The sequence below is a fragment of the Pseudomonas sp. CFBP13528 genome, from assembly GCF_005233615.1.
GTDB lineage: Bacteria > Pseudomonadota > Gammaproteobacteria > Pseudomonadales > Pseudomonadaceae > Aquipseudomonas > Aquipseudomonas fluorescens_AM.
Window position 1 is genome coordinate 33,751 of record NZ_QGAJ01000006.1, and the last position, 24,327, is coordinate 58,077.

Below are 24,327 nucleotides of genomic sequence, written 5' to 3' on the forward strand. Positions count from 1 at the left end.
CTGACTAAATGCTAGAATCCCGGCCCATCATGCGGTCATTCTTCGTTATGGCCGAACATTCCTTCAAACAGTGCATCCCATGCTGAAGAAGTTGTTCCAGTCATTCCGTTCTCCCTTGCGTCGTACGCAACACATTCGCAGCACGCCTGAAGTGCTTAACAGCAATCAGCATTCATTGCAGCGCGCTCAATTCAGCCGTTACGCAGTGAACATCGTCGAACGTTTGCAGAACGCCGGCTACCAGGCCTACCTGGTGGGCGGGTGCGTACGCGACATGCTGCTCAATATCACGCCGAAGGATTTCGACGTCGCCACCAGCGCCACACCTGAACAGGTGCGTGCCGAATTTCGCAATGCGCGGATCATCGGGCGCCGCTTCAAGCTGGTGCATATCCACTTCGGTCGCGAAATCATCGAGGTCGCGACGTTCCGCGCCGGCCATCCGCAAAACGATGAAGAGGAAGACACCAACCAGTCTTCCCGCAACGAAAGCGGACGCATCCTGCGCGACAATGTCTACGGCACCCTGGAAGAAGACGCGCAACGCCGCGACTTCACCATCAATGCCCTGTATTACGATCCGCTCAGCGAGCGCATCCTCGATTACGCCAACGGCGTACACGACATCCGCAACAACCTGATCCGCTTGATCGGCGACCCGACGCAGCGCTACCAGGAAGACCCGGTGCGCATGCTGCGCGCGGTGCGGTTCGCCGCCAAGCTGAACTTCGGCATCGAGAAACACACAGCCGCGCCGATTCGCGAACTGGCACCGATGCTGCGGGAAATTCCGTCGGCGCGCTTGTTTGAAGAAGTGCTCAAGCTGTTCCTCTCGGGCTATGCGGCCGACACCTTTGAAATGCTCGTCGACCTGCAATTGTTCGACCCACTGTTCCCGGCCAGCGCCGAGGCCCTGGAATACAACCCGACGTACACCCACACCCTGATCAGCGAAGCCTTGATCAACACCGACTTGCGCATCAAACAGAACAAGCCGGTCACCCCGGCCTTCCTGTTTGCCGCGCTGTTGTGGCCGGCCCTGCCCAAACGCGTACTGCGCTTGCAGGATCGCGGCATGCCGCCGATCCCAGCCATGCAGGAAGCCGCCCACGAATTGATCAGCGAGCAGTGCCAGCGCATCGCCATTCCGAAGCGTTTCACCTTGCCGATCCGCGAGATCTGGGACATGCAGGAGCGCCTGCCGCGCCGCAGCGGCAAACGCGCCGACCTGTTGCTGGACAATCCGCGCTTCCGCGCCGGCTACGACTTCCTGTTGCTGCGCGAAAGCGCCGGCGAGCAGACCGACGGCCTGGGCGAATGGTGGACCGACTACCAGGACGCCAATGACAGCCAACGCCGCGAGATGATTCGTGAACTCGGCAGTAAAGGCGACAGCACCGGCGACGGGCCGAAAAAGCGTCGCCGCAGTTCCAGCAAGCGCAAACGCAGCGCCGCCGATGCCTCAGGCGCAACAGGCGAATAAACGTGGAACGTATCTACATCGGCATGGGCAGTAACCTGGCTGCCCCGCAACAGCAATTGCGCAACGCTATCGAAGCTTTGGCGCAATTGCCCGGCACTGCTCTGGCCGGTGTATCCGCCTTCTATCAAAGTGACTCCCTGCTCCCCGGCCAACCGCGCTACACCAACGCGGTGGCGGCCCTGGACAGCGACCTTGCGCCGCTCGACCTGCTCGACGCGCTGCAAGCCATCGAAAACGATCAGGGTCGCCAGCGCCTCGAGCGTTGGGGGCCACGCACGCTGGACCTGGATATCCTGCTCTTCGGTGATCGCCTGATCGACGAGCCGCGCCTCAAAGTGCCGCATTACCAGATGCATTTGCGGGCGTTTGTGCTTTATCCGCTGGCCGAGCTGGCGCCTGCCGATCTGCAACTGCCTGACGGGCAAAGCCTCAGCGGCCTGCTTAAGGCCTGCCCATTTGTCGGGCTGGAACGCTTACATCAAGAATGACTCGGTCAATGTGGGAGCTGGCTTGCCTGCGATACAGGCGACTCGGTGTATCTGACGTACGGCGGTAATGCTATCGGGGGCAAGCCCCTCCCACCTTTGATCTCTTGTGTCGTAAAAGCTGCGCCCAAGTTGCCGAATCGCTTCAGTAACAGCGGTAACACCGCCATCGTAACAATGCGGTAACACATCCAATTGACTTCCCGTGTCCTCCTCACGACTATAGGCGTCCCGCTGCCGCCAACCCGGCGCTGAAGGGCGCAATCCAGGCCTTATAAGCACTGCTCTCAAGACAGTGCGCCTGTATAAACGAAGACTCACGCGCGTTACTCGCTGTTTCCAAGCGCCTGAACGAGGACCCTTTTCATGCCAGACATTACCCTGACCACCTTGCAGAGCCTCAAGCTCAGAGGTGAAAAAATCACTATGCTGACCTGCTACGACGCTACCTTCGCCCACGCCAGCTGTCAGGCCGGGGTCGAGGTGTTGCTGGTAGGCGACTCCCTGGGCATGGTGCTTCAAGGGAATGACAGCACGCTTCCCGTCACCACCGACGAGCTCGCGTACCACACCGCCAGCGTCAAGCGTGGCAATGACGGCGCGTTTATCATCGCCGACCTGCCGTTCATGGGGTACGCCACCCTCGAACAGACCTTCCAGAACGCCGGCAAACTGATGCAGGCGGGTGCGCACATGGTCAAGGTCGAAGGCGCCGTATGGCTCGCCGAGTCGATCCGACTGCTGGCTGAGCGAGGCGTCCCGGTATGCGCGCACATGGGCCTGACGCCGCAGTCGGTCAACCTGCTCGGCGGCTACAAGGTACAGGGGCGCAATGAAGCCCAGGCACGCCAGATGCGCGCCGACGCCATTGCTCTGGAACAAGCCGGCGCCGCGATGATTCTGCTGGAGTGCGTGCCCAGTGAACTGGCCGCCGAAATCACCCAGGCCGTCAAGATACCGGTGATCGGCATCGGTGCAGGCGCCGCCACCGATGGCCAGGTGCTGGTGCTGCACGACATGCTCGGCTTGTCGATCAGCGGCCACGTGCCCAAGTTCGTGAAGAACTTCATGGCCGGCCAGGCCAGCATTCACGCCGCACTGAGCGCTTACGTCAGCGAAGTCAAAGCCGTGACCTTTCCCGGCACCGAACACGGGTTTTCTGCATGAACACCGTTAAAACCCTACGTGAACTGCGCGCCGCCGTGACCCACGCGCGCAGTGCCGGCAAACGCATCGGCTTCGTGCCGACCATGGGCAACCTGCACAACGGCCACGCCACTTTGGTGACCAAGGCCGCGCAGCAATCGGATTTCGTGGTGACGAGCATTTTTGTCAACCCGCTGCAATTCGGCGCCGGCGAAGACCTGGACAAATACCCGCGCACCCTTGCCGCCGATCAGGAAATGCTGCTGCAAGCCGGTTGCAACCTGCTGTTCGCGCCCACGGTCGAGGAAATGTACCCCGACGGCATGACCGGCCAAACCCGCGTCAGCGTTCCGCAGTTGTCCGAAGGCCTCTGCGGGGCCAGCCGTCCAGGGCATTTCGAAGGCGTCGCCACGGTGGTCAGCAAGCTGTTCAACATGGTCCAGCCGGATATGGCCGTGTTTGGCCAGAAGGACTATCAGCAACTGGCGGTGATCCGCGCCATGGTGCATGACCTGAACATGCCGATCCAGATCATCGGCGAGCCGACCGTCCGCGCAACTGACGGCCTGGCGCTGTCATCGCGCAACGGTTATCTCACCCAGGAGCAACGCGCAATTGCCCCCGTGCTGTACCGCAGCCTCAGCCAGATGGCCGAAGCCATCAAAAGCGGTGAGCGTGATTTCGCCACGCTGCGCGCCGAGCACATCCAGCAGATCGAAGCCGCCGGCTTGCGCATGGACTACCTGGAAGTGCGTCAAGGCATGCACTTGCGTCCGGCCACGCCCGAGGACCGGGACATTGTGATCCTGGTTGCGGCCTATCTGGGCGCGACACGCCTGATCGACAACCTGCACCTGAACCTCAACTGACCCTTCTCGACACCCCGCCGATTGCCTTCATCGCTGTGCCGGTATAAAAAAGTACCGGCCACAGCGCAGACAAAGCCAAGACATATCGACACGCTAGGTTTAATGTAATCGCCCTGCGCTCCTGGTTAGCGCTGTCCGGACCCCGTCGCGTGTTAAAAGACTGGAGGTTCCGGGCTTTGAAGTGTCCTAAAGGCAGTCCCCGTAATAAAAGGAAACCCGCAGCGATGGCGTACTACCGCACCCCTCATGACGTTACCGCGCTGCCCGCCTGGCAAGCGCTCGATCAACATCGCCAAGCCATGCAGGATTTCAGCATGCGCGAAGCCTTTAATGCCGACCCCCAGCGTTTTTCCGAATTCACCCTGAGCAGCTGTGGGCTTTTCCTCGATTACTCGAAAAACCTGATCACCCGCGAAACCCGTGACCTGCTGGTGGGCCTGGCCAACGAAGTCGGCCTTAAAGACGCGATCAACGCGCTGTATGCCGGCGAGCCGGTCAACTCCTCGGAAGGCCGTCCGGCGCTGCACACCGCCCTGCGTCGCCCGGTTGGCGACAAATTGTCGGTCAACGGCGTGAATATCATGCCCGACGTGCACAAGGTGCTGAACCAGATCACTGACCTGGTCGGCCGTATCCACGATGGCCTGTGGCGTGGCTACACCGAGAAGCCGATCACCGACGTGGTGAACATCGGCATCGGTGGCTCGTTCCTCGGCCCTGAACTGGTCTCCGAAGCGCTGCTGTCCTACGCCCACAAGGGCGTACGCTGCCACTACCTGGCGAACATCGACGGCAGCGAGTTCCACGAGCTGACCATGAAGCTGCGCGCCGAGACCACGCTGTTTATCGTTTCGTCGAAATCCTTCAACACCCTGGAAACCCTGAAAAACGCCCAGGCCGCACGTGCCTGGTACCTGGCCCAGGGTGGCTCGGAAGCCGAGCTGTACCGCCACTTCATCGCCGTGTCGAGCAACAACGCGGCGGCCGTCGCGTTCGGCATTCGCGAAGAAAACATCTTCCCGATGTGGGACTGGGTCGGTGGTCGTTACTCGCTGTGGTCCGCAATCGGCTTGCCGATCGCCCTGGCGATCGGCATGTCCAACTTCAAGGAGCTGCTGTCCGGTGCCTACACCATGGACCAGCATTTCCAGAACGCGCCATTCGAAGACAACATGCCCGTGCTGCTGGGCCTGCTGGGCGTGTGGTACGGCAATTTCTGGGGTTCGCAGAGCCATGCGATCCTGCCGTACGACCATTACCTGCGTAACATCACCAAGCATTTGCAGCAGCTGGACATGGAGTCCAACGGCAAGAGCGTGCGCCAGGACGGCACGCCGGTCGCCACCGATACCGGCCCGGTCATCTGGGGCGGCGTGGGTTGCAACGGCCAGCATGCTTATCACCAGTTGCTGCACCAGGGCACCCAACTGATCCCGGCCGACTTCATTGTGCCGATCGTCAGTTTCAACCCGGTCTCCGACCACCACCAGTGGCTGTATGCCAACTGCCTGTCCCAGAGCCAGGCGCTGATGCTCGGCAAGACACGCGCCGAAGCCGAAGCGGAGCTGCGCGATAAGGGCATCCCTGAGGCCGACGTGCAGAAACTGGCGCCTCACAAGGTGATCCCGGGCAACCGTCCGAGCAACACGATCGTGGTCGAACGCATCAGCCCACGCCGCCTGGGCGCACTGGTCGCCATGTACGAACACAAAGTGTTCGTCCAAAGCGTCATCTGGGGCATCAACGCCTTCGACCAATGGGGTGTCGAGCTGGGCAAGGAGCTGGGCAAAGGCGTTTATAACCGCCTGACCGGCGCCGAAGAAAGCTCGGCCGAAGATGCTTCGACCCAGGGCCTGATCAACTACTTCCGCGGTCGTCACCGCGGCTGATCAACGACTGCACCGATAGCCTCGAAATAACCCCCGGCCTGTTCAGGCCGGGGCTGTTAAACTGCGCGCCCCCATTGTCCTCATTCCCCCGCAAGCAAGGCGCGCTCCATGACTTCCTTGAACCAGGCGCTGCGCGCCGCCCTCGACCATCGCCAAGACCTGATCAGTGAACTGCATGCACAAGGCACCGATTGCTACCGGCTGTTCCACGGCAGCCAGGAAGGCGCCGCTGGCCTGACGATCGATCGCTACGGCCCGCAATTGCTGGTGCAAAGCTTCCACCAATCCCTGCAAAACGCTGATCTGCTGGACCTGCACCAACTGATCAGCCAATACATGGGCCTGGAGCTGCTGCTGGTGTACAACGACCGCTCCCGTGGCAACTCACGGATCGACCGTGAAGACAGCGTGTACCGCGCCGAACCTGCCGCGCTGGAGGATCTGGTCGGTCACGAATGGGGCCTCAACTACCGTGTGCGTGGGCGGCATGCCGGGCAGGACCCGCTGCTGTTCCTTGACCTGCGCAACACCCGTGGCTGGGTCAAGGACCACAGCGCCGGTAAAAGCGTGCTCAACCTGTTCGCCTACACCTGTGGCGTAGGTTTGAGCGCGGCGGCTGGTGGCGCACGAGAGGTCTGCAACCTGGACTTTGCCGAGGGCAACCTCGCCGTGGGTCGCGAGAACGGTCTGCTTAACCCGCAGTTGCCGACCATGAAGTTCGTACAGTCCGATTACTTCCCGGCCATTCGCCAATTGGCCGGCCTTGCGATCACTCAGCGCCGTGGCCAGAAACTGCCGAGCTATCCGCGCCTGGAACAGCGCCAGTATGACCTGGTGCTGCTCGATCCGCCCGCCTGGGCCAAAAGCGCCTTCGGCACCGTCGACCTGTTGCGCGACTACCAAAGCCTGCTCAAGCCCGCACTGTTGGCCACCGCCGATAATGGCGTGCTCATTTGCTGCAACAACCTGGCGAAAGTGAGCATGGATGACTGGCGCGAACAGGTGCTGCGTTGCGCGGAAAAAGCCGGTCGCCCCGTACGCGAGTGGCAGATCATGGCACCGGGAGCGGACTTTCCATCGAAAGACCAGCAACCTCCGCTGAAGACCCTGATCCTGCAATTGTAGGAAGTTTCCCAGACCTGGCTGTTCTTCGGAACCGAAATCACGTGCCATACTCCAAGGCACTCCTGTTCGACATAGATGGCTGTCACCCATGCCCAAAGGATTGATCCGCGCCATCGGCGCCTTGTTGACCGCCCTTGCTGTGTATAGCTTGCTGGGCTTTCTGATTCTGCCCGGCATTGCCCTTCGTATTGCCAACCAGCAGTTGGCCAATTACGCAACGGTGCCGGCGCGTATCGAGCGTATCGAACTCAACCCGTTCAGCCTGGAGCTGACGCTATGGGGCCTGAAGATCGGTGACCCGGGCAAGGAACAGCTGGGTTTCGAGCGCCTCTATGCCAACCTGCAGATCGACAGCATCTGGACCCGCGCCCTGCACCTGGCCGATGTTCAACTCGAGCAGCCCAAGACCGAATTGCTCTTCGACAAATCCGGCCAGTTGAACCTGGCGCAATTGTTCAAATTGCCCCCAAGCGAGCCAACCCCCGCCGACCCCGACGCCAAGCCTTTCCCGCTGCGTATCGACAGCATCAAGCTGGCGGGCGGCTATGTGCATTTTCGCGACCTGCGCCCCAGCGAACCCATCGAATTTCTCTACGACAAACTCGACTTCGAGCTGAAAAACCTCAGCACCTTGCCGGAAGACAACGCCGACATGACCTTGGTGGCCGCTGGCCCCCAGGGCGGGCAGATCGACTGGAAAGGCAACTTCAGCCTGGTGCCGATCACCTCCGAAGGCTCGCTGAAAGTCACCGACGGTCAAATGAAAGCCTGGTGGCCGTATGTACGCGATGCCGTGCCGTTGGTGCTTGAGGACGGTGTGCTCAATTTCAGCACCCACTATAAATTCAGCCTGGCCAAAGAGACCGAACTGAACCTGACCAACACCACCGCCAGCATTGCGCCCTTTGCAATCAAGGCGCCGGATGGACGGCCATTGGCACGCCTGGAACGCCTGGACGTCAGCGAGACCACCGTGGACCTGGCCAAGCAACACGTGGTGATTGGCAAAATCCGCAGCAACAAGCTCGAAACCTGGGCGGCCCGGGAGGCTGATGGACAACTGGACTGGCAGAAACTGTTCGCCAGCCAACCCGACAAAACGGCCAGGACGCCGGAGCCGGCCTCCGCGCCCGCGACTGCCGACTCGCCTGAAGCGCCACCGGCGGCGCCGAACAAACCGTGGCAAGTGCTGCTCAAGGACGTGCAACTGCGCAACTACCAGGTGCACCTGGCTGACCGCCAGGCCAAACCTGCGGTAGCCCTGGAGCTGGGCCCGTTGAACGTCGATGTGCAGAACTTCGACAGCCTCAACCAGAGCCCTTTTACCTTGAAGGTCGACACCGGCCTGGGCAAGCAAGGCAAGATCCAGGCAACCGGCGAGGTCAACCTGAATCCGGTCAGCGCCAGGCTCAAAGTGAACACCCAGGACATCGACCTGCGCGTCGCGCAGTCCTATATCAGCCCGTTCATCCGTCTGGAACTGCGCAGCGGCATGCTGGGCAGCAACCTGGATGTCAACCTGAAAAGTACCGAGCCGCTGACCCTGCAAGTCACCGGCCGCGCGCAAGTGGATCAGTTGCACACGCTCGACACCCTCAAGTCCCGTGACTTCCTCAAATGGCAGCGCCTGGTGCTGGAAGGGGTCAATTACCAACATGGCGACAGCCTGTCGATCGACAAGGTCAACCTGCTGCAACCCTATGCGCGCTTCATGATCAACGAGGACCGCACCACCAACATCGACGACCTGCTGATCCCGCAGCCGGCCGACGGCGGCCCCCAGTCGTCAGCCAAACCGGCAGCGAGCAAAGACAAGCCATTGGGTATCCACGTCGGACAGATCGCGATCAACGAAGGCTCGGCCAATTTCGCCGACTTCAGCCTCACGCCCAACTTCGCTACCGCCATTCAACAACTCAACGGCCAGATCGGCACCATCGACAGCCGCCAGGCCAGGCCGGCCAGCGTCGACATCAAGGGCAAGGTGGACCGCTATGCACCGGTGACCATCAAGGGCAGCGTGAATCCGTTTGACCCTATGGCGGCGCTGGACATCGCGACCAGCTTCAAACGTGTCGAGTTGACCACCCTGACGCCGTACTCGGGCAAATTCGCGGGCTTCCGAATCCGCAAAGGTCGTTTGAACCTGGACCTGCATTACATGATCACCAAAGGCCAGTTGAAGGCTGAAAACAAGGTGGTGGTCGAGCAACTGCAACTGGGGGAGAAAGTCGACAGCGCCGATGCCGTGGACTTGCCGATTCGTCTTGCGGTTGCTTTGCTCAAGGACAGCAACGGTAAAATCTCCATAGAGCTGCCGGTAAGTGGTGACCTGAACAACCCGCAATTCAGTGTCATGCCGATTGTGTGGCAGACCCTGCGCAACCTCGTGGTCCGCGCAGCGACGGCGCCCTTCAAGTTCATCGGCGGGCTGGTCACCGGCGGCGGTTCGCAAGACCTGGGCAGTGTGTCGTTCGCGGCGGGCTCCAGTGAACTGGATAAAAACGCCGAAGGTGCCCTCAACACGCTGGCCAAGGCACTCAAGGAACGCCCTGCCCTGCGCCTGGAAATCGAAGGCACCGCAGCGGCCAGCAGTGACGGCCCGTTCCTGGCCGCGCAACGACTGGAGCGTGAGTACCAATACAATTACTACAAAATCCTGCAGCGTCGTGGCGATAAAGTCCCGGCCCAGGCGTCATTGCTTGTCGTGCCCGAGAAGGAAAAAGCGCCTCTGCTGGAAGGCATTTACCGCACCCGCCTGAAACAACAGCCACCGGCCGAATGGAAAGGCCTGGGCGACGATGAGCGCGCGGCCAGGCTCAAGGACGGCGTGATCAAGTTCTGGAGTGGCAGTGACGTGCTTCTGCGCCAGCTCGGCCAGGACCGGGCCAGTACCATCAAGGATTACCTGGTGGACAAGGCTCAGCTGGAAGACGACCGCGTGTACTTCATTGATGCGCAACTGGGACAGGCGGAAAAAGATGGTCGGGTGGTGACGCCGATGCATCTGGATGCCGAGTAACCAAATGTGGGAGGGGGCAAGCCCCCTCCCACATTTTTTGCTCCTCGCCCGGCAAGCTGGAATGTGTCGTGCATCTGGGACAGACGGAAACGGTCGGGTGGTAACGCCGATGCATCGCGTTGCCAAGCACCCAAATGTGGGAAGAGGCTTGCTCCCGATGGCTGTAGGTCAGTCAGTGATAGGTTGACTGATACACCGCCATCGGGGGCAAGCCCCCTCCCACATTTTTTGCTCATCGCCCGGCAAGCTGGAAAGTGTTGTGCATCTGGGACAGACGGAAACGGTCGGGTGGTAACGCCGATGCATCGGGTTGCCAAGCAACCAAATGTGGGAGGGGGCTTGCTCCCGATGGCTGTAGGTCAGTCAGTGATAGGNGCATCAAGTTGCCAAGCAACCAATTGTGGGAGGGGGCTTGCTCCCGATGGCTGTAGGTCAGTCAGTGATAGGTTGACTGATACACCGCCATCGGGGGCAAGCCCCCTCCCACATTTTTTGCTCATCGCCCGGCAAGCTAGATAGTGTTATGCATCTGAGACAGACGGAAACGGTCGGGTGGTAACGCCGATGCATCGGGTTGCCAAGCACCCAAATGTGGGAGGGGGCTTGCCCCCGATGGCGGTAGGTCAGTCAATGATATTGTTGACGGGTACACCGCTATCGGGAGCAACCTCCTCCCACATTTCAATTCCTTGCTTGGCCGGCAAATTATCGCGCCCCAAATAGAACAGGCCCCGACACAAGTGCCGGAGCCTGTAATGACCACATCCGTGTGGTCGGTCGCATGAACTCCAGAGGTGCCTTGGGTGGAAATCTGACTCACCCTAAGCCGCCGCCATTCAGTTCAGACGCGATCTGTAGTGTTACTGAGCTTTCAGGCCATCGGCCGATACAGCTTTAACGCCTTTGATTTTCTTGGCGATCGCTACAGCAGTTTCTTTCTGCGCAGCAGTTACAGCCGTTGGGGACGACAGGGATACGACGCCTTTGTTGGTTTCAACCTTGATGTCGGTGCCAGGGATACCTTTCTCGGTAACCAGGTCCGCTTTTACTTTAGTGGTGATCCAGGTATCGCCAGTCGCCTCGCCAGCGTTATGGGCTGCACCTTTGGTTTTGTCGATACCGTCAGCCTTGGTAGCGCCGCCAGCCAGCAGGCCGTCAGCAGATACAGCGGTCACGCCTTTGATTCTCTTGGTGATCGCTACGGCAGTCGCTTTCTGCGAGTCCGAGACGGCTACTTCGGAGGACAGGGAAACCACACCTTTGTTGGTCTCAACCTTGATGTCCGAACCTGGAATGCCTTTTTCAGTCAGCAGGTCAGCTTTGACTTTGGTGGTGATCCAAGTATCCGAAACGCTTTCCTTAGCCTGGGTGGCTTCGCCGGCCGCCAAAGTCATAGGGGCTTGGGAAGTCTGAGCAAAGGCTACGTTAGCACCCATGGCCAGAGTCAGAGCGGTAGCAGTAGCGAGAGCGAACTTCTTCATACGAGTAACTCCTGTTTTATTAAAAGACTGCAGTACATAAATCTTGGTACTGCAGCGCTAACAGGGTTATTGCAGGCAGTGTGCCAAGTAGTGATACTCGAAAAAAGCCATATAAAACAATAAGTTATAGAAAACTAAGATTTTCGGAATCGTGCAACTTGCATGAAGCTGGTCATGCCTGCATGCAAGTTGCGGCTTTTGGGTCGGGCTAAACAGCTGATTCTGCTTCACTTTCTTGCGCTCATAAAAAAAGGACTCCGAGGAGTCCTTTTTTCAGCGTGACGCTTGCGGGTAATTAAACGCCCGAAGCCTTGGCTGCTGCTACGTCCTTGATGGACAGCTTGATACGGCCGCGGTTGTCCACGTCCAGCACCAGCACTTCCACTTCCTGGCCTTCTTTCAGAATGTCGGTCACTTTCTCAACACGAGCGTCGCTCAGCATGGAGATGTGAACCAGACCGTCCTTGCCCGGCAGGATGTTGACGAATGCGCCGAAGTCGACGATACGCTCAACCTTACCCACGTAGATCTTGCCGATCTCGGCTTCAGCGGTAATACCCAGGACGCGCTGGCGTGCAGCCTCAGCCGCTTCCTTGGTTTCGCCAAAGATCTTGATCGAACCGTCGTCTTCGATATCGATCGAAGCCTTGGTTTCTTCACAGATCGCACGGATAGTCGCGCCGCCTTTACCGATGACATCACGGATTTTGTCGGTGTCGATTTTCATCGCGATCATGGTCGGAGCATTTTCCGACAGCTCGGTACGCGACTGACCAATGATCTGGTTCATCTGGCCGAGGATGTTCAGGCGCGCTTCCAGGGCTTGGCCCAGGGCGATTTCCATGATCTCTTCGGTGATGCCCTTGATCTTGATGTCCATCTGCAGCGCGGTCACGCCTTTGGCGGTACCGGCTACCTTGAAGTCCATGTCGCCCAAGTGGTCTTCGTCGCCCAGGATGTCGGTCAGAATGGCGAATTTCTCGCCTTCTTTAACCAGGCCCATGGCGATACCGGCAACCGGTGCCTTCATCGGCACACCGGCGTCCATCAGTGCCAGGGAAGCACCGCAAACCGAAGCCATGGAGCTGGAACCGTTGGATTCGGTGATTTCCGACACCACACGGATGGTGTACGGGAACACGTCGGCCGCCGGCAGCATCGCGGCAATCGAACGACGGGCCAGACGGCCGTGACCGATTTCACGACGGCCAGCACCGCCCATGCGACCACACTCGCCCACCGAGAACGGAGGGAAGTTGTAGTGCAGCATGAACGGGTCTTTTTTCTCGCCTTCCAGGGTGTCCAGCAGTTGTGCGTCACGGGCGGTGCCCAGGGTCGCGACTACCAGGGCCTGGGTTTCACCACGGGTGAACAGCGCCGAACCGTGAGTCTTAGGCAGCACGCCGACTTCGATGTTCAGAGGACGTACAGTGCGGGTGTCGCGACCGTCGATACGTGGCTTGCCGTTAACGATGTTTTCGCGAACGGTGCGGTATTCGATTTCACCGAAGGCAGCTTTGACTTCGCTGGAAGAAGGCTGGCCTTCTTCACCGGACAGCTTGGCAACAACCTGATCCTTCAACTCACCCAGGCGAGCGTAACGGTCGGCCTTGACGGTGATGGCGTAGGCCTGGGAGATCGCGTCGCCGAACTCGGCACGGATAGCGCCCAGCAATGCGGTGGCTTCAGGCTGTGGAGCCCAGGTCCAGGTTGGCTTGGCAGCTTCGGCAGCCAGTTCCTTGACGGCGTTGATCACAACCTGGAACTCGTCGTGAGCAAACAGCACGGCGCCCAGCATCTGGTCTTCGGTCAGCTCTTTGGCTTCCGATTCAACCATCAACACGGCTTCCGAGGTACCGGCTACGACCATGTCCAGGCTCGATGCTTTCTGTTGCTCGTAAGTCGGGTTCAGCAGGTAGCCGGTGCTTTCGTGGAACGCAACGCGCGCGGCGCCGATCGGGCCGTCGAAAGGAATGCCGGAAATCGCCAGGGCAGCCGAGGTACCGATCATCGCAGCGATGTCCGGATCGGTTTTCTTGCTGGTGGAAACGACGGTGCAGACAACCTGCACTTCGTTCATGAAGCCTTCTGGGAACAGCGGACGGATCGGACGGTCGATCAGTCGGGAAGTCAGGGTTTCTTTCTCGGAAGGACGGCCTTCACGCTTGAAGAAACCGCCAGGGATCTTACCGGCAGCGTAAGTTTTTTCCTGGTAGTGAACGGACAGAGGGAAAAAGCCTTTGCTCGGGTCAGCGGTCTTGGCGCCAACCACGGTCACCAGTACGGTAACGTCGTCGTCAACGGTGACCAGCACTGCGCCGGAGGCTTGACGGGCGATACGGCCTGTCTCGAGGGTAACGGTCGACTGACCGAACTGGAATTTTTTGATAACCGGGTTCACGGTGTCCTACCTTCTTTGTGGCTCTTGGGGAACTTGTCTTCTTGCGAAATTCTTGGGCAACGTCGGGAATCGGCCCAACCCTTGTCCAGGGTAAAACGTGTATCCAGATAAAACTTGAGGCTGGGAGCCTGCCATGGATCAGCGGGAATCCCGCTGACACACGACAGACAACCAACCTCTAGCGCAATCGCTGATTAGCGACGCAGACCCAGGCGACCGATCAGAGCCTGATAACGACCCAGATCCTTGCCTTTCAGGTAGTCCAGCAGCTTACGGCGCTGGTTTACCATGCGGATCAGACCACGACGGGAGTGGTGATCTTTACCGTTGGCCTTGAAGTGACCTTGCAGTTTGTTGATGTTGTGGGTCAGCAGTGCAACTTGCACTTCTGGCGAACCAGTGTCACCAACAGCTTGCTGATAGTCAGCTACGATTTGTGCTTTTTCTTGAACGTCGAGAGCCATGAGGCAATCCTTTTTTCAGGAAACCACCCAGAGGGCAGTTTCAACAGGCCAGGGACAAATCCCTGTATCTAAAAATGAGTGTTGACCATGCCTGTTAACAGCCACACTCGTTCGGTCATTCTGACCGAATCAGTCGACGCGGCGCGATGCGCCCGTCTTCGCTCACTTCACCGATACCGATAAAGCGACCGTTATGATCCTGTACTCGCACCATGCCGAACTTCGGGGCATCCGGTGCGCGTACCGGCTGGCCGTTGAGCCAATAGAACGCGCTGTGCTCCGAGAAGTGCAGCAATGGCCAATCCAGCAAACCGCTGTCCGATGGCATCAGGAAGCGATCAACTGCTTCGTTGCCGCCTTCGGCATGTACCGCTTCGAGCTCTTCCAGCGTGACCGTCTGGGCCAGGGTGAAAGGGCCGGCCTGTGTACGTCGCAGTTCGGCAACGTATGCGCCACAGCCCAGTTGCTCACCAATATCTTCCACCAGGGTACGGATATAGGTGCCTTTGCTGCAGTCCACCGCCAATCGGGCCGTGTCACCTTCACAGGCGAGCAATTCCAGCCGGGCAATAGTAACAGAACGCGGTTCGCGCTCCACCACTTCACCCGCACGTGCCAGCTTGTAAAGTGGCTGGCCATCACGCTTGAGCGCCGAGTACATCGGCGGTATCTGGCTGATTTGCCCACGAAAAGCGGGTAAGGCAGCTTCAATATCGGCACGACCAACGGTCACATCGCGAACCTGCAGGACATCACCTTCGGCGTCGGCCGTGGTGGTGGTCTTGCCCAGTTGCATCAAGGTTTCATAACCCTTGTCGGAATCGAGCAGGTATTGCGAGAACTTGGTTGCCTCGCCAAAGCACAACGGCAGTACACCGGTGGCGAGGGGATCGAGGCTGCCGGTGTGCCCGGCCTTCTCGGCGTTGAGCAGCCAGCGGACTTTCTGCAATGCGGCATTGGAGGTAAAACCAATGGGCTTGTCGAGCAGAATGATGCCACTGACGTTACGGCGGATACGTTTGACCTGAGCCACCGCTTACTCCTTGGCGTCTTCAGGTGTGGACGGATGCTGGCTGTCTTCAGCCACGGCGCGCTCGATCAATGCCGACAGGTGCGCACCACGCACGACGCTTTCGTCGTAGTGGAAGTGCAACTGGGGAACGCTGCGCAACTTCATTTCACGGGCCAACTGCATGCGCAGGAAACCTGCGGCGGCGTTGAGCACCTTGATGCTTTGCGCGATCTCTTCGCTGTTGTCCTGGCCCATCACGGTGATGAAGATCTTGGCGTGACCCACGTCACGGCTCACTTCAACAGCGGTGATGGTGACCAGGCCAACGCGCGGGTCTTTGACTTCGCGACGGATCAGTTGGGCCAGCTCGCGCTGCATCTGATCGCCGATACGCTGGGTACGGCTGTATTCTTTTGCCATGTCTTGTTACCTGTTACTGCCACACGGTGAAACCCGTGGGGTCTGAAAGCGGCAAACGCCCGGCCTGACAAAAGCCAGACCGGGCGTTGCGTTTAGAGTCCGTACGCTGCGCGGGGCATCTGCATGCCCACACGCGACGTGGCTCCGGAAGTGCGCGAGTTAGAGGCTGCGAGCAACCTGAACCTTCTCGTAGACTTCGATCTTGTCGCCAGGCTTGACGTCGTTGTAGCTCTTGACGCCGATACCGCATTCCATGCCGGCACGTACTTCGGAAGCGTCATCCTTGAAGCGGCGCAGGGATTCCAGCTCACCTTCGAAGATAACGATGTCTTCACGCAGTACACGGATTGGACGGTTACGGTGCACAGTACCTTCGATAACCATGCAACCGGCGATCGCGCCGAATTTCGGCGAGCGGAACACGTCACGCACCTCGGCGATACCCAGGATATTCTCCCGGACGTCGCTGCCAAGCATGCCGGTAAGGGCTTTCTTGACGTCTTCGATGATGTCGTAGATGACGTTGTAGTAACGCATGTCCAGGCCTTCCTGCTCGACAATCTTGCGAGCGCCGGCATCGGCACGCACGTTGAAGCCGAACAGTACAGCGTTGGAAGCCAGTGCCAGGTTGGCATCGGATTCGGTGATACCACCGACACCGCCGCCGACAACGCGCACTTGCACTTCGTCGTTACCCAGGCCGTTCAAGGCGCCGTTCAACGCTTCGAGGGAACCACGTACATCAGATTTGAGGACGATGTTGAGCGTCTTCTTCTCTGCCTGGCCCATGTTCTCGAAGATGTTTTCCAGCTTGCCGGCGTGAGCACGAGCCAGTTTGACTTCGCGGAACTTGCCTTGACGGAACAGAGCCACTTCACGGGCTTTCTTCTCGTCGGCAACCACGCTCATCTCGTCGCCAGCGTCCGGGGTACCGTCCAGGCCGAGGATCTCGACAGGGATGGAAGGACCGGCTTCCTTGATTGGCTTGCCGTTCTCGTCGAGCATGGCACGCACGCGGCCATAGTTCGAGCCGACCAGCACCATGTCGCCTTGACGCAGGGTACCGTCTTGAACCAGTACGGTTGCAACCGGGCCGCGACCCTTGTCGAGACGCGATTCAACCACAACACCGCGGCCTGGGGCCGATGGGGTTGCTTTCAGTTCGAGTACTTCAGCTTGCAGCAGGACCGCTTCGAGCAGTTCGTCCACACCGGTACCGACTTTGGCCGAGACCGAAACGAACGGCGTATCACCGCCCCACTCTTCGGAAGTCACGCCGTGAACCGACAATTCGCTACGGATGCGATCGAGATCGGCGCCCGGCTTGTCGATCTTGTTCACTGCAACCACCAGTGGAACACCAGCGGCCTTGGCGTGCTGGACAGCTTCAATGGTCTGCGGCATTACGCCGTCGTCCGCTGCAACGACCAGGATCACGATGTCGGTCGCCTTGGCACCACGGGCACGCATTGCGGTAAACGCGGCGTGACCCGGGGTGTCGAGGAACGTGACCATGCCGCGCTCGGTTTCAACGTGGTACGCACCGATGTGCTGGGTGATGCCACCGGCTTCGCCAGCAGCTACCTTGGCACGACGGATGTAGTCGAGCAGCGACGTCTTACCGTGGTCAACGTGGCCCATTACGGTCACAACTGGCGCACGGGAGAACGTCTCACCTTCAAACTTCAGGGACTCGGCCAGGGAATCTTCCAGGGCGGTGTCGCTGACCAGGGTCACTTTGTGGCCCAGTTCTTCGGCTACCAGTTGAGCAGTTTCCTGATCAAGCACCTGGTTGATGGTCGCTGGGGTACCCAGTTTGAACATGAACTTGATGATTTCAGCAGCCTTGACCGACATCTGGTTGGCAAGATCGCCAACGGTGATGGTCTCGCCGATCTGCACATCACGCACGACAGGGCCGGTTGGGCTCTGGAAACCGTGGGCGTTGCGTTTTTTCAGCTTGGCCTTGCCGCGACCACCACGACGGAAGCTGTCGCTTTCTTCGTCGGTGGTACGTGGGGCAACGCGTGGCGCAGGCGCTTTCTCTTTGACCGAGGCGCGATGCGGAGCGTTTTTACGCTCGCCATCACCGCCACCACCGCGACGATTGTTATCGTCGGCACGTGGTTTGTCCGGACGACGAGGTTCGTCGCGCTTGCGGGCGTCTGCTGCTGGAGCAGGTGCGGCAGCCGCCGGAGCAGCCTCACGCACCGCTTCAACAGGAGCGGCGACCGCCTCAGTGCTGGCAGTTTGCGCAGCAGCAGGCTGGCGACGCGCTTCTTCTTCGGCGCGACGCTTGGCTTCTTCTTCAGCCTTCTGACGAGCAGCATTTTCTACTGCGCGACGTTCATCCAGCTCGCGTTTGCGCTCGGCTTCGATTTCTTCCGGGCTGCGCTGTACGAAGACTTTCTTCTTGCGTACTTCAACGCTGATGCTCTTGCTACCTGCAACACGCAGGGTGCTGGTAGTTTTGCGCTGCAATGTAATCTTGCGCGGTTCTTCCACTTTCGCCTTGTGGCTGCTTTTCAAGTGAGTCAGCAAAGACTGCTTCTCACTGTCGCTCACATGTTCCTCGGCGGCGGTGTGCGGCAGACCTGCCTCACGCATCTGCTGCAACAGGCGCTCTACCGGTGTTTTGACCTCATCGGCCAGTTGTTTCACCGTGACTTGCGTCATGCACTTCTCTCCTCAGGCCGCGCCTAATTACTCGAACCAATGGGCTCGGGCGGCCATGATCAACTTGCCGGCACGATCTTCGTCAATGCCGTCGATGTCGAGCAGATCGTCAATAGACTGCTCGGCCAGGTCTTCGCGGGTAATTACGCCGCGCACCGCCAGTTCCATCGCCAAATCCTTGTCCATACCCTCAAGCGAGAGCAGGTCTTCGGCCGGATGGGCGTCTGCCAGCTTTTCCTCAGTAGCGATGGCTTTAGTCAACAAACGATCCTTGGCCCGAGCGCGAAGCTCGTTGACGGTGTCTTCGTCAAAGCCGTCGATGTTGAGCATTTCTTCCAACGGTACGTAGGCAATCTCTTCCAGGCTGGTGAAGCCTTCATCTACCAGCACCTGCGCCAGGTCTTCATCGACTTCCAGCTCTTCGATAAAGTTGCGCAGGATGTCACCGGTTTCAGCTTGCTGCTTAGCCTGGATGTCCGATTCGGTCATCACGTTCAGGGTCCAACCGGTCAGTTGGCTGGCCAGACGCACGTTCTGACCACCACGACCAATGGCCTGAGCCAGATTGTCTGCGCCAACGGCGATATCCATTGCATGGGCATCTTCGTCAACGATAATTGCCGCCACTTCAGCCGGCGACATGGCGTTGATCACGAACTGCGCCGGGTTATCGTCCCACAGCACGATGTCCACACGCTCACCGCCCAATTCGCCCGACACTGCCTGGACGCGCGAACCGCGCATACCAATGCAAGCGCCCTGCGGGTCGATGCGTTTGTCCTTGGAACGGACCGCGATCTTGGCGCGCGAACCCGGGTCGCGGGACGCAGCCATGACTTCGATCAGGCCTTCGGCGATTTCCGGCACTTCGATACGGAACAGCTCGATCAGCATTTCCGGCGCGGTACGCGACAGGATCAACTGAGGGCCGCGGTTCTCGGTGCGGATTTCCTTGAGCAGCGCACGCAAGCGCACGCCGACACGGAAGGTTTCGCGAGAGATGATGTCTTCACGGGCCAGCAACGCTTCGGCGTTGTTGCCCAGGTCGACGATCACGTTGTCGCGGGTCACTTTTTTCACGGTACCGGAGATGATTTCACCCAGGCGTTCGCGATAGGCGTCAACGACTTGAGCACGCTCGGCTTCGCGAACCTTCTGCACAATGACCTGCTTGGCGGTCTGTGCAGCGATACGGCCGAACTCGATCGATTCGATCTTTTCTTCGACGACATCACCGACGTTGGCGCCAGGGTGCGTTTGCGCAACCTTGCTTGGCCAGGTCTCAATCGCCGGATCATCAAGATCGGCTTCTTCGACGACCGTCCAGCGACGGAAAGTCTCATAGGCACCGGTGTGGCGGTTGATTTCCACACGCAGATCAACTTCATCTTCAAAACGCTTTTTGGTAGCAGTGGCCAGGGCCAGCTCCAGCGCTTCAAAAATCACGTTTGCCGGTACGCCTTTTTCATTGGATACCGACTCAACAACCAGCAGTACTTCTTTGCTCATCGTACGCCTCGCCTTTCGCAAGCCATTGGATCCGCGGGATCCGCGTCTCAGTCAAAACTGGGAATAATGTTGGCCTTGTCGATCATATCGATCGGCAACAGGAACTCATGGTCTTCTACCTGCACCACGACATCCTGCTCTTCTACACCGCGCAGAAGGCCCTGAAAGTTGCGTCGCCCTTCGAATGGGGAGCGCAGCTTGATCTTCACTTGTTCACCGGCAAATTTTGCAAACTGATCAATAGTGAACAGTGGGCGTTCCATGCCTGGCGAGGAAACTTCAAGGGTGTATTCAACGGAAATCGGATCTTCAACATCCAGGACACCGCTGATCTGACGGCTGACAATTGCACAATCGTCCACCAGCACGCCGCCCTCTTTATCGATATAAACGCGCAACATTGAGTGGCGACCTTGAGCCGAAAACTCAATACCCCAGCATTCATAGCCTAGGGCCACGACCACCGGGGCCAGCAAGGCCTGCAACTCTTCTAGCTTGCTCGACACCTGAACCCCCTCGTGCATGTATGTGCATGCTGTGCAAAATAAAAAAATGGGCGAAACGCCCATCCTTGAAACGCCGTCGAACAGCGGCGTTGAAAGTGTCCAGCTAACAAAAAGCCCCTTAAAAGGGGCTCCGCTAAAACTGGTTGCGGGGGCCGGATTTGAACCGACGACCTTCGGGTTATGAGCCCGACGAGCTACCAGACTGCTCCACCCCGCGACAAAGCTGGGGCGGAAGTATACGACCGATCCCTTACAGGGTCAATGTAACCTTCCACCTACAAGAAAGCCCGCAACAGCGGGCTCTCTTGATAATTGGTACCGAGAAGGGGACTCGAACCCCTACACCCTATGGGCACAACCACCTCAAGGTTGCGTGTCTACCAATTCCACCACCTCGGCAATACAGCGTTTACAACCTTCTTACTTCTGCTCTTGAGCTGGAGGCACGTCAGTCGCTGGAGTAGCCGACTTTTGCTCTTGAAGCACCGGGACATCATCAGAAGCCGGTTTTGCTTTTGGTACTTCCAACACTGCTGGGTTTGGCAAACCTACTTGAGTCAGCACATGAGCCTTCTCTTTAGCAAAGTAACCTAACCCCAAGCTGGTTATGAAGAAACCGGCGGCAAGTATAGCAGTAAACTTACTAAGAAAGGTAGAGGAACCTTGGCTTCCGAACACAGTATTTGAAGCACCTGCACCGAAAGACGCACCAGCATCCGCACCTTTACCCTGTTGCAACAAAACCAGGGCAACTACGCCCAAGGCAGCCAACAGATGAAAAACGACTACGACTGTTTCCAGCATTTTTTCAGTTTCCCGCGGCGCGACAGATCGCACCGAACTCATCTGCATTCAGGGACGCTCCACCAATGAGCCCCCCATCGATATCCGGCATGCCGAACAGTTCGACCGCATTGGCCGCCTTCACGCTGCCGCCGTATAGAAGCCGCACACCTTGTGCGACTTCAGAATTCTCTGCCGCCAACTGGGCGCGGATGGCGGCGTGCACATCCTGCGCCTGTTGCGGTGTAGCAGTCAGCCCGGTACCAATGGCCCAGACCGGCTCGTAAGCGATTACTGCCTTTGCAAACGCACCAACACCCAGCTCCTCGATGATGCTGCCCAGCTGACGCGAGACAACTTCAAGCGTTTTGCCCGACTCGCGCTGCTCAAGGGTTTCCCCTATGCACAACACCGGAATCAAGCCACAAGCCTGTGCGGCGGCGAACTTGCGGTTGAGCGTCTGATCGCTCTCACCCATCAACTGGCGGCGCTCGGAGTGCCCAACAAGTACATAGGCACAACCCGCATCAACTAACTGACTCGGTGCAATCTCACCGGTCAACGCACCTTGGGCGGGCTCCACCGCAGAATTCTGCGCGCCGACCTGAATCGACTGACCTTCCAAGCCATCAACCACTTGGCCGATATGCAGGAAAGGCGGGAAAACCGCGACATCAACACCGCCAGGCAAGGCCAGGTGACGAAGGCCATTGATCAGCTCAGCGACACTGGCGCGGGTACCGTGCATCTTCCAGTTACCAGCTACCATCGTGCGACGCATGCTGTACCCCGTCGGTCAAAGTGGGCGCAGATGTTACCCAACCACATCATCACTGGCAAGCCGAATTCAGGCGCAAACTTCAGTTACCAGTTTTGCCAGGTCTTCGGCATGGCCGCGAACCTGTGTTTCGTCCTCGCCTTCGACCATGACACGCACCAGAGGCTCTGTGCCAGACTTGCGCAACAACACGCGCCCACGCCCAGCCATAGCCTGGGTTACACGCTCGCAAGCTTCCTTGACAGAGGGGTGCTCGATTGGATTTTCGCCACCGCCGAAACGCACATTGAGCAGCACCTGCGGGCACTTGCGCAGAGCCTGCCGCGCCTGCGCCAGGCTCTCTTCGCGACGACGCAAGGCCAGCAACACCTGCAGCGCGGCGATGATTGCGTCGCCTGTGGTGGTGTGCTGGAAGCAAACAACATGCCCCGAGTTTTCACCACCAATCACCCAGTTGCGTTCCAGCAACTCGGCAATCACGTAACGGTCACCGACATTGGCGCGAATGAAGGGGATCCCCAGTTCAGCCAACGCCAATTCAAGGCCCAGGTTACTCATCAGCGTACCGACGACACCCCCTTGCAGCTTGTTACGCTCATGCAAGTCACGGGCAATGATGAACAGCAGGTCATCACCATCCACGATCATGCCAGTGTGATCCACCATCAACACACGGTCGCCATCGCCGTCAAAGGCAATGCCCAAGTCTGCATGCTCGGCCAGAACCGCCGCCTGCAACTGCTCCATGTGCGTGGAACCGCAGTTGTCGTTGATGTTCAACCCGTTAGGCTGAGCCGACAGCACAGTGACTTGCGCACCGAGTTCCTTGAATACACTCGGCGCCACCTTGTACGTTGCTCCGTGGGCACAATCGACGACGATTTTCAGCCCGGCAAAATTGGTGCTGCTCGGCACGCTGCTCTTACAGAATTCGATGTAGCGACCGGAGGCATCATTGATACGCGACACCTTGCCCAGCTTGCTGGACTCGACCACCGTCATCGGCGCATCCAGCAACTCTTCGATCATCAGCTCGATCTCGTCCGGCAACTTGGTGCCCTGCCCCGAGAAAAACTTGATGCCATTGTCATCGTGCGGATTGTGCGAGGCACTGATCACGATACCGGCTTGAGCATGAAAGGTACGCGTCAGGTAGGCGATCGCCGGTGTGGGCATGGGGCCCAGCAGCATCACGTCGGCGCCCGCAGCGGACAACCCCGCTTCCAGCGCGGATTCAAACATGTAGCCCGAAATACGCGTGTCCTTGCCCACCAGGATGCGGCACGCACCCATGCTGCGGAACGCCATGCCTGCCGCCCAACCCAACTTGAGCATGAAATCAGGGGTAATCGGGTATTCGCCGACCCGACCACGGATACCGTCGGTGCCAAAATATTTTTTAGTCATGAGTGCTCCATCATTCTTATTCGGCTGATTCAACAGCGGCAATCATGCGCACCACGTCCACCGTCTCGGCGACATCATGCACACGCAAAATACGCGCGCCCTTGGTCATAGCAAGCGCAGCCAGCGCGAGGCCGCCAAACAAGCGCTCACCGACCGGGCGATTCAGGGCATGCCCTATCATGCTCTTGCGTGAAACACCGACCAGAAGAGGCCGGCCAAGGGCGTGCAGGGCTTCCATATGCTTGAACAGGCTTAGATTATGTTGCAGGGTCTTGGCGAAGCCAAACCCCGGATCGAGAATGATCTTTTCAGCGCCAATGCCCACTGACGCGCACTGGGCGATTCTGTCAGCAAGAAAGCTACTGACCTCGCCAACCAGGTCGTCGTAGTGCGGATTATCCTGCATATTGCCGGGTTCACCCAGCATATGCATCAGACACACGGGCAGGCCGGTCGCTGCAGCGGCGTCGAGGGCACCGTCACGCCGCAACGAACGCACATCATTAATCAGGCCCGCCCCCAAGCGTGCAGTTTCACGCATCACCGCTGGCGTTGACGTGTCCACCGAGATGATCACATCCAGCTCGCGCGCAATGCGCTCGACAATCGGCGCCACGCGCTCCAGTTCCTCCACAGGAGAAACAACGCGGGCACCCGGCCGAGTCGACTCGCCGCCGATATCGATCAACGTCGCGCCGGCAGCCACCATCGCCTGCGCATGACGCAACGCGGCATCCTGCTGACTGAAGCGGCCGCCATCGGAAAACGAATCGGGAGTGACATTAAGAATGCCCATGACATGCGTATGGGCCAAATCAAGAACCCGGTTGCCGCAAAGCAACCGGGTGGAGGACGACGCAGAAATCATTTC

At 58.9% G+C, this 24,327-nt stretch carries 19 protein-coding genes and 2 tRNA genes; 7 read left to right on the top strand and 14 right to left on the bottom strand.

The genetic code is table 11. From position 1 onward, the window contains the following. Positions 1–79: 79 nt before the first annotated feature. From PspCFBP13528_RS13935 to PspCFBP13528_RS13970, 7 genes are all read left to right on the top strand, one after another. Positions 80–1,483, top strand: coding sequence for a polynucleotide adenylyltransferase PcnB (locus PspCFBP13528_RS13935; protein WP_137200421.1), 1,404 nt, complete (start codon positions 80–82; stop codon positions 1,481–1,483). A gap of 2 nt (positions 1,484–1,485) precedes the next feature. Continuing rightward, a complete protein-coding gene (folK, locus tag PspCFBP13528_RS13940) occupies positions 1,486–1,971 on the top strand; it encodes a 2-amino-4-hydroxy-6-hydroxymethyldihydropteridine diphosphokinase (RefSeq protein ID WP_101219519.1) in 486 nt (161 codons plus the stop codon). 363 nt (positions 1,972–2,334) lie between these two features. After that, positions 2,335–3,135, top strand: coding sequence for a 3-methyl-2-oxobutanoate hydroxymethyltransferase (gene panB / locus PspCFBP13528_RS13950; protein ID WP_101219523.1), 801 nt, complete (start codon positions 2,335–2,337; stop codon positions 3,133–3,135). Further along, entirely contained in the window at positions 3,132–3,983 is an 852-nt protein-coding gene (panC, locus tag PspCFBP13528_RS13955) for a pantoate--beta-alanine ligase (RefSeq protein WP_137200422.1), read from the top strand. Before panB ends, panC begins: the two co-directional genes overlap by 4 nt. A gap of 224 nt (positions 3,984–4,207) precedes the next feature. Further along, complete coding sequence (gene pgi / locus PspCFBP13528_RS13960; protein ID WP_137200423.1) at positions 4,208–5,872, top strand: glucose-6-phosphate isomerase; 1,665 nt, start codon at positions 4,208–4,210, stop codon at positions 5,870–5,872. A 108-nt stretch (positions 5,873–5,980) separates the two neighbouring features. Then, positions 5,981–6,997 (top strand): class I SAM-dependent methyltransferase, encoded by a 1,017-nt coding sequence (locus tag PspCFBP13528_RS13965; protein ID WP_065952183.1) that lies wholly within the window; start codon positions 5,981–5,983, stop codon positions 6,995–6,997. 88 nt (positions 6,998–7,085) lie between these two features. Continuing rightward, positions 7,086–10,019 carry a DUF748 domain-containing protein gene (locus PspCFBP13528_RS13970; RefSeq protein ID WP_137200424.1) on the top strand — a complete coding sequence of 978 codons (2,934 nt, stop codon included), beginning with the start codon at positions 7,086–7,088 and terminating at the stop codon, positions 10,017–10,019. Between the two features lie 860 nt (positions 10,020–10,879). Here the strand turns inward: PspCFBP13528_RS13970 and PspCFBP13528_RS13975 are convergent. The 14 genes from PspCFBP13528_RS13975 to folP all read right to left on the bottom strand — a co-directional run bounded on the left by PspCFBP13528_RS13975 (position 10,880) and on the right by folP (position 24,324). After that, a complete protein-coding gene (locus PspCFBP13528_RS13975) occupies positions 10,880–11,500 on the bottom strand; it encodes a BON domain-containing protein (RefSeq protein ID WP_065952181.1) in 621 nt (206 codons plus the stop codon). 295 nt (positions 11,501–11,795) lie between these two features. Then, a complete protein-coding gene (gene pnp, locus PspCFBP13528_RS13980; RefSeq protein WP_049711495.1) occupies positions 11,796–13,901 on the bottom strand; it encodes a polyribonucleotide nucleotidyltransferase in 2,106 nt (701 codons plus the stop codon). 194 nt (positions 13,902–14,095) lie between these two features. After that, positions 14,096–14,365 (bottom strand): 30S ribosomal protein S15, encoded by a 270-nt coding sequence (gene rpsO / locus PspCFBP13528_RS13985; protein ID WP_003176135.1) that lies wholly within the window; start codon positions 14,363–14,365, stop codon positions 14,096–14,098. 115 nt (positions 14,366–14,480) lie between these two features. Beyond that, positions 14,481–15,398, bottom strand: coding sequence for a tRNA pseudouridine(55) synthase TruB (gene truB, locus PspCFBP13528_RS13990; protein WP_003176136.1), 918 nt, complete (start codon positions 15,396–15,398; stop codon positions 14,481–14,483). A 3-nt stretch (positions 15,399–15,401) separates the two neighbouring features. Then, positions 15,402–15,797, bottom strand: coding sequence for a 30S ribosome-binding factor RbfA (gene rbfA, locus PspCFBP13528_RS13995; protein ID WP_065883945.1), 396 nt, complete (start codon positions 15,795–15,797; stop codon positions 15,402–15,404). A 159-nt stretch (positions 15,798–15,956) separates the two neighbouring features. Further along, positions 15,957–18,473 carry a translation initiation factor IF-2 gene (gene infB / locus PspCFBP13528_RS14000; RefSeq protein WP_065952180.1) on the bottom strand — a complete coding sequence of 839 codons (2,517 nt, stop codon included), beginning with the start codon at positions 18,471–18,473 and terminating at the stop codon, positions 15,957–15,959. Between the two features lie 27 nt (positions 18,474–18,500). Continuing rightward, complete coding sequence (nusA, locus tag PspCFBP13528_RS14005) at positions 18,501–19,982, bottom strand: transcription termination factor NusA (RefSeq protein WP_057725019.1); 1,482 nt, start codon at positions 19,980–19,982, stop codon at positions 18,501–18,503. 47 nt (positions 19,983–20,029) lie between these two features. Continuing rightward, positions 20,030–20,488: a ribosome maturation factor RimP gene (rimP, locus tag PspCFBP13528_RS14010; RefSeq protein ID WP_003235029.1), complete on the bottom strand. Its 459-nt coding sequence runs from the start codon at positions 20,486–20,488 to the stop codon at positions 20,030–20,032. Positions 20,489–20,628: 140 nt separating this feature from the next. Next, positions 20,629–20,705: transfer RNA gene (locus PspCFBP13528_RS14015), tRNA-Met, on the bottom strand. A 96-nt stretch (positions 20,706–20,801) separates the two neighbouring features. Next, positions 20,802–20,887 (bottom strand) — tRNA-Leu (locus tag PspCFBP13528_RS14020). Between the two features lie 21 nt (positions 20,888–20,908). Beyond that, a complete protein-coding gene (gene secG / locus PspCFBP13528_RS14025) occupies positions 20,909–21,292 on the bottom strand; it encodes a preprotein translocase subunit SecG (protein WP_010206600.1) in 384 nt (127 codons plus the stop codon). A 4-nt stretch (positions 21,293–21,296) separates the two neighbouring features. Further along, positions 21,297–22,052, bottom strand: coding sequence for a triose-phosphate isomerase (gene tpiA, locus PspCFBP13528_RS14030; RefSeq protein ID WP_065952179.1), 756 nt, complete (start codon positions 22,050–22,052; stop codon positions 21,297–21,299). Positions 22,053–22,118: 66 nt separating this feature from the next. Continuing rightward, positions 22,119–23,456 carry a phosphoglucosamine mutase gene (gene glmM / locus PspCFBP13528_RS14035; RefSeq protein ID WP_101219532.1) on the bottom strand — a complete coding sequence of 446 codons (1,338 nt, stop codon included), beginning with the start codon at positions 23,454–23,456 and terminating at the stop codon, positions 22,119–22,121. A 16-nt stretch (positions 23,457–23,472) separates the two neighbouring features. Further along, complete coding sequence (gene folP / locus PspCFBP13528_RS14040) at positions 23,473–24,324, bottom strand: dihydropteroate synthase (protein WP_137200425.1); 852 nt, start codon at positions 24,322–24,324, stop codon at positions 23,473–23,475. Positions 24,325–24,327 lie beyond the last annotated feature (3 nt).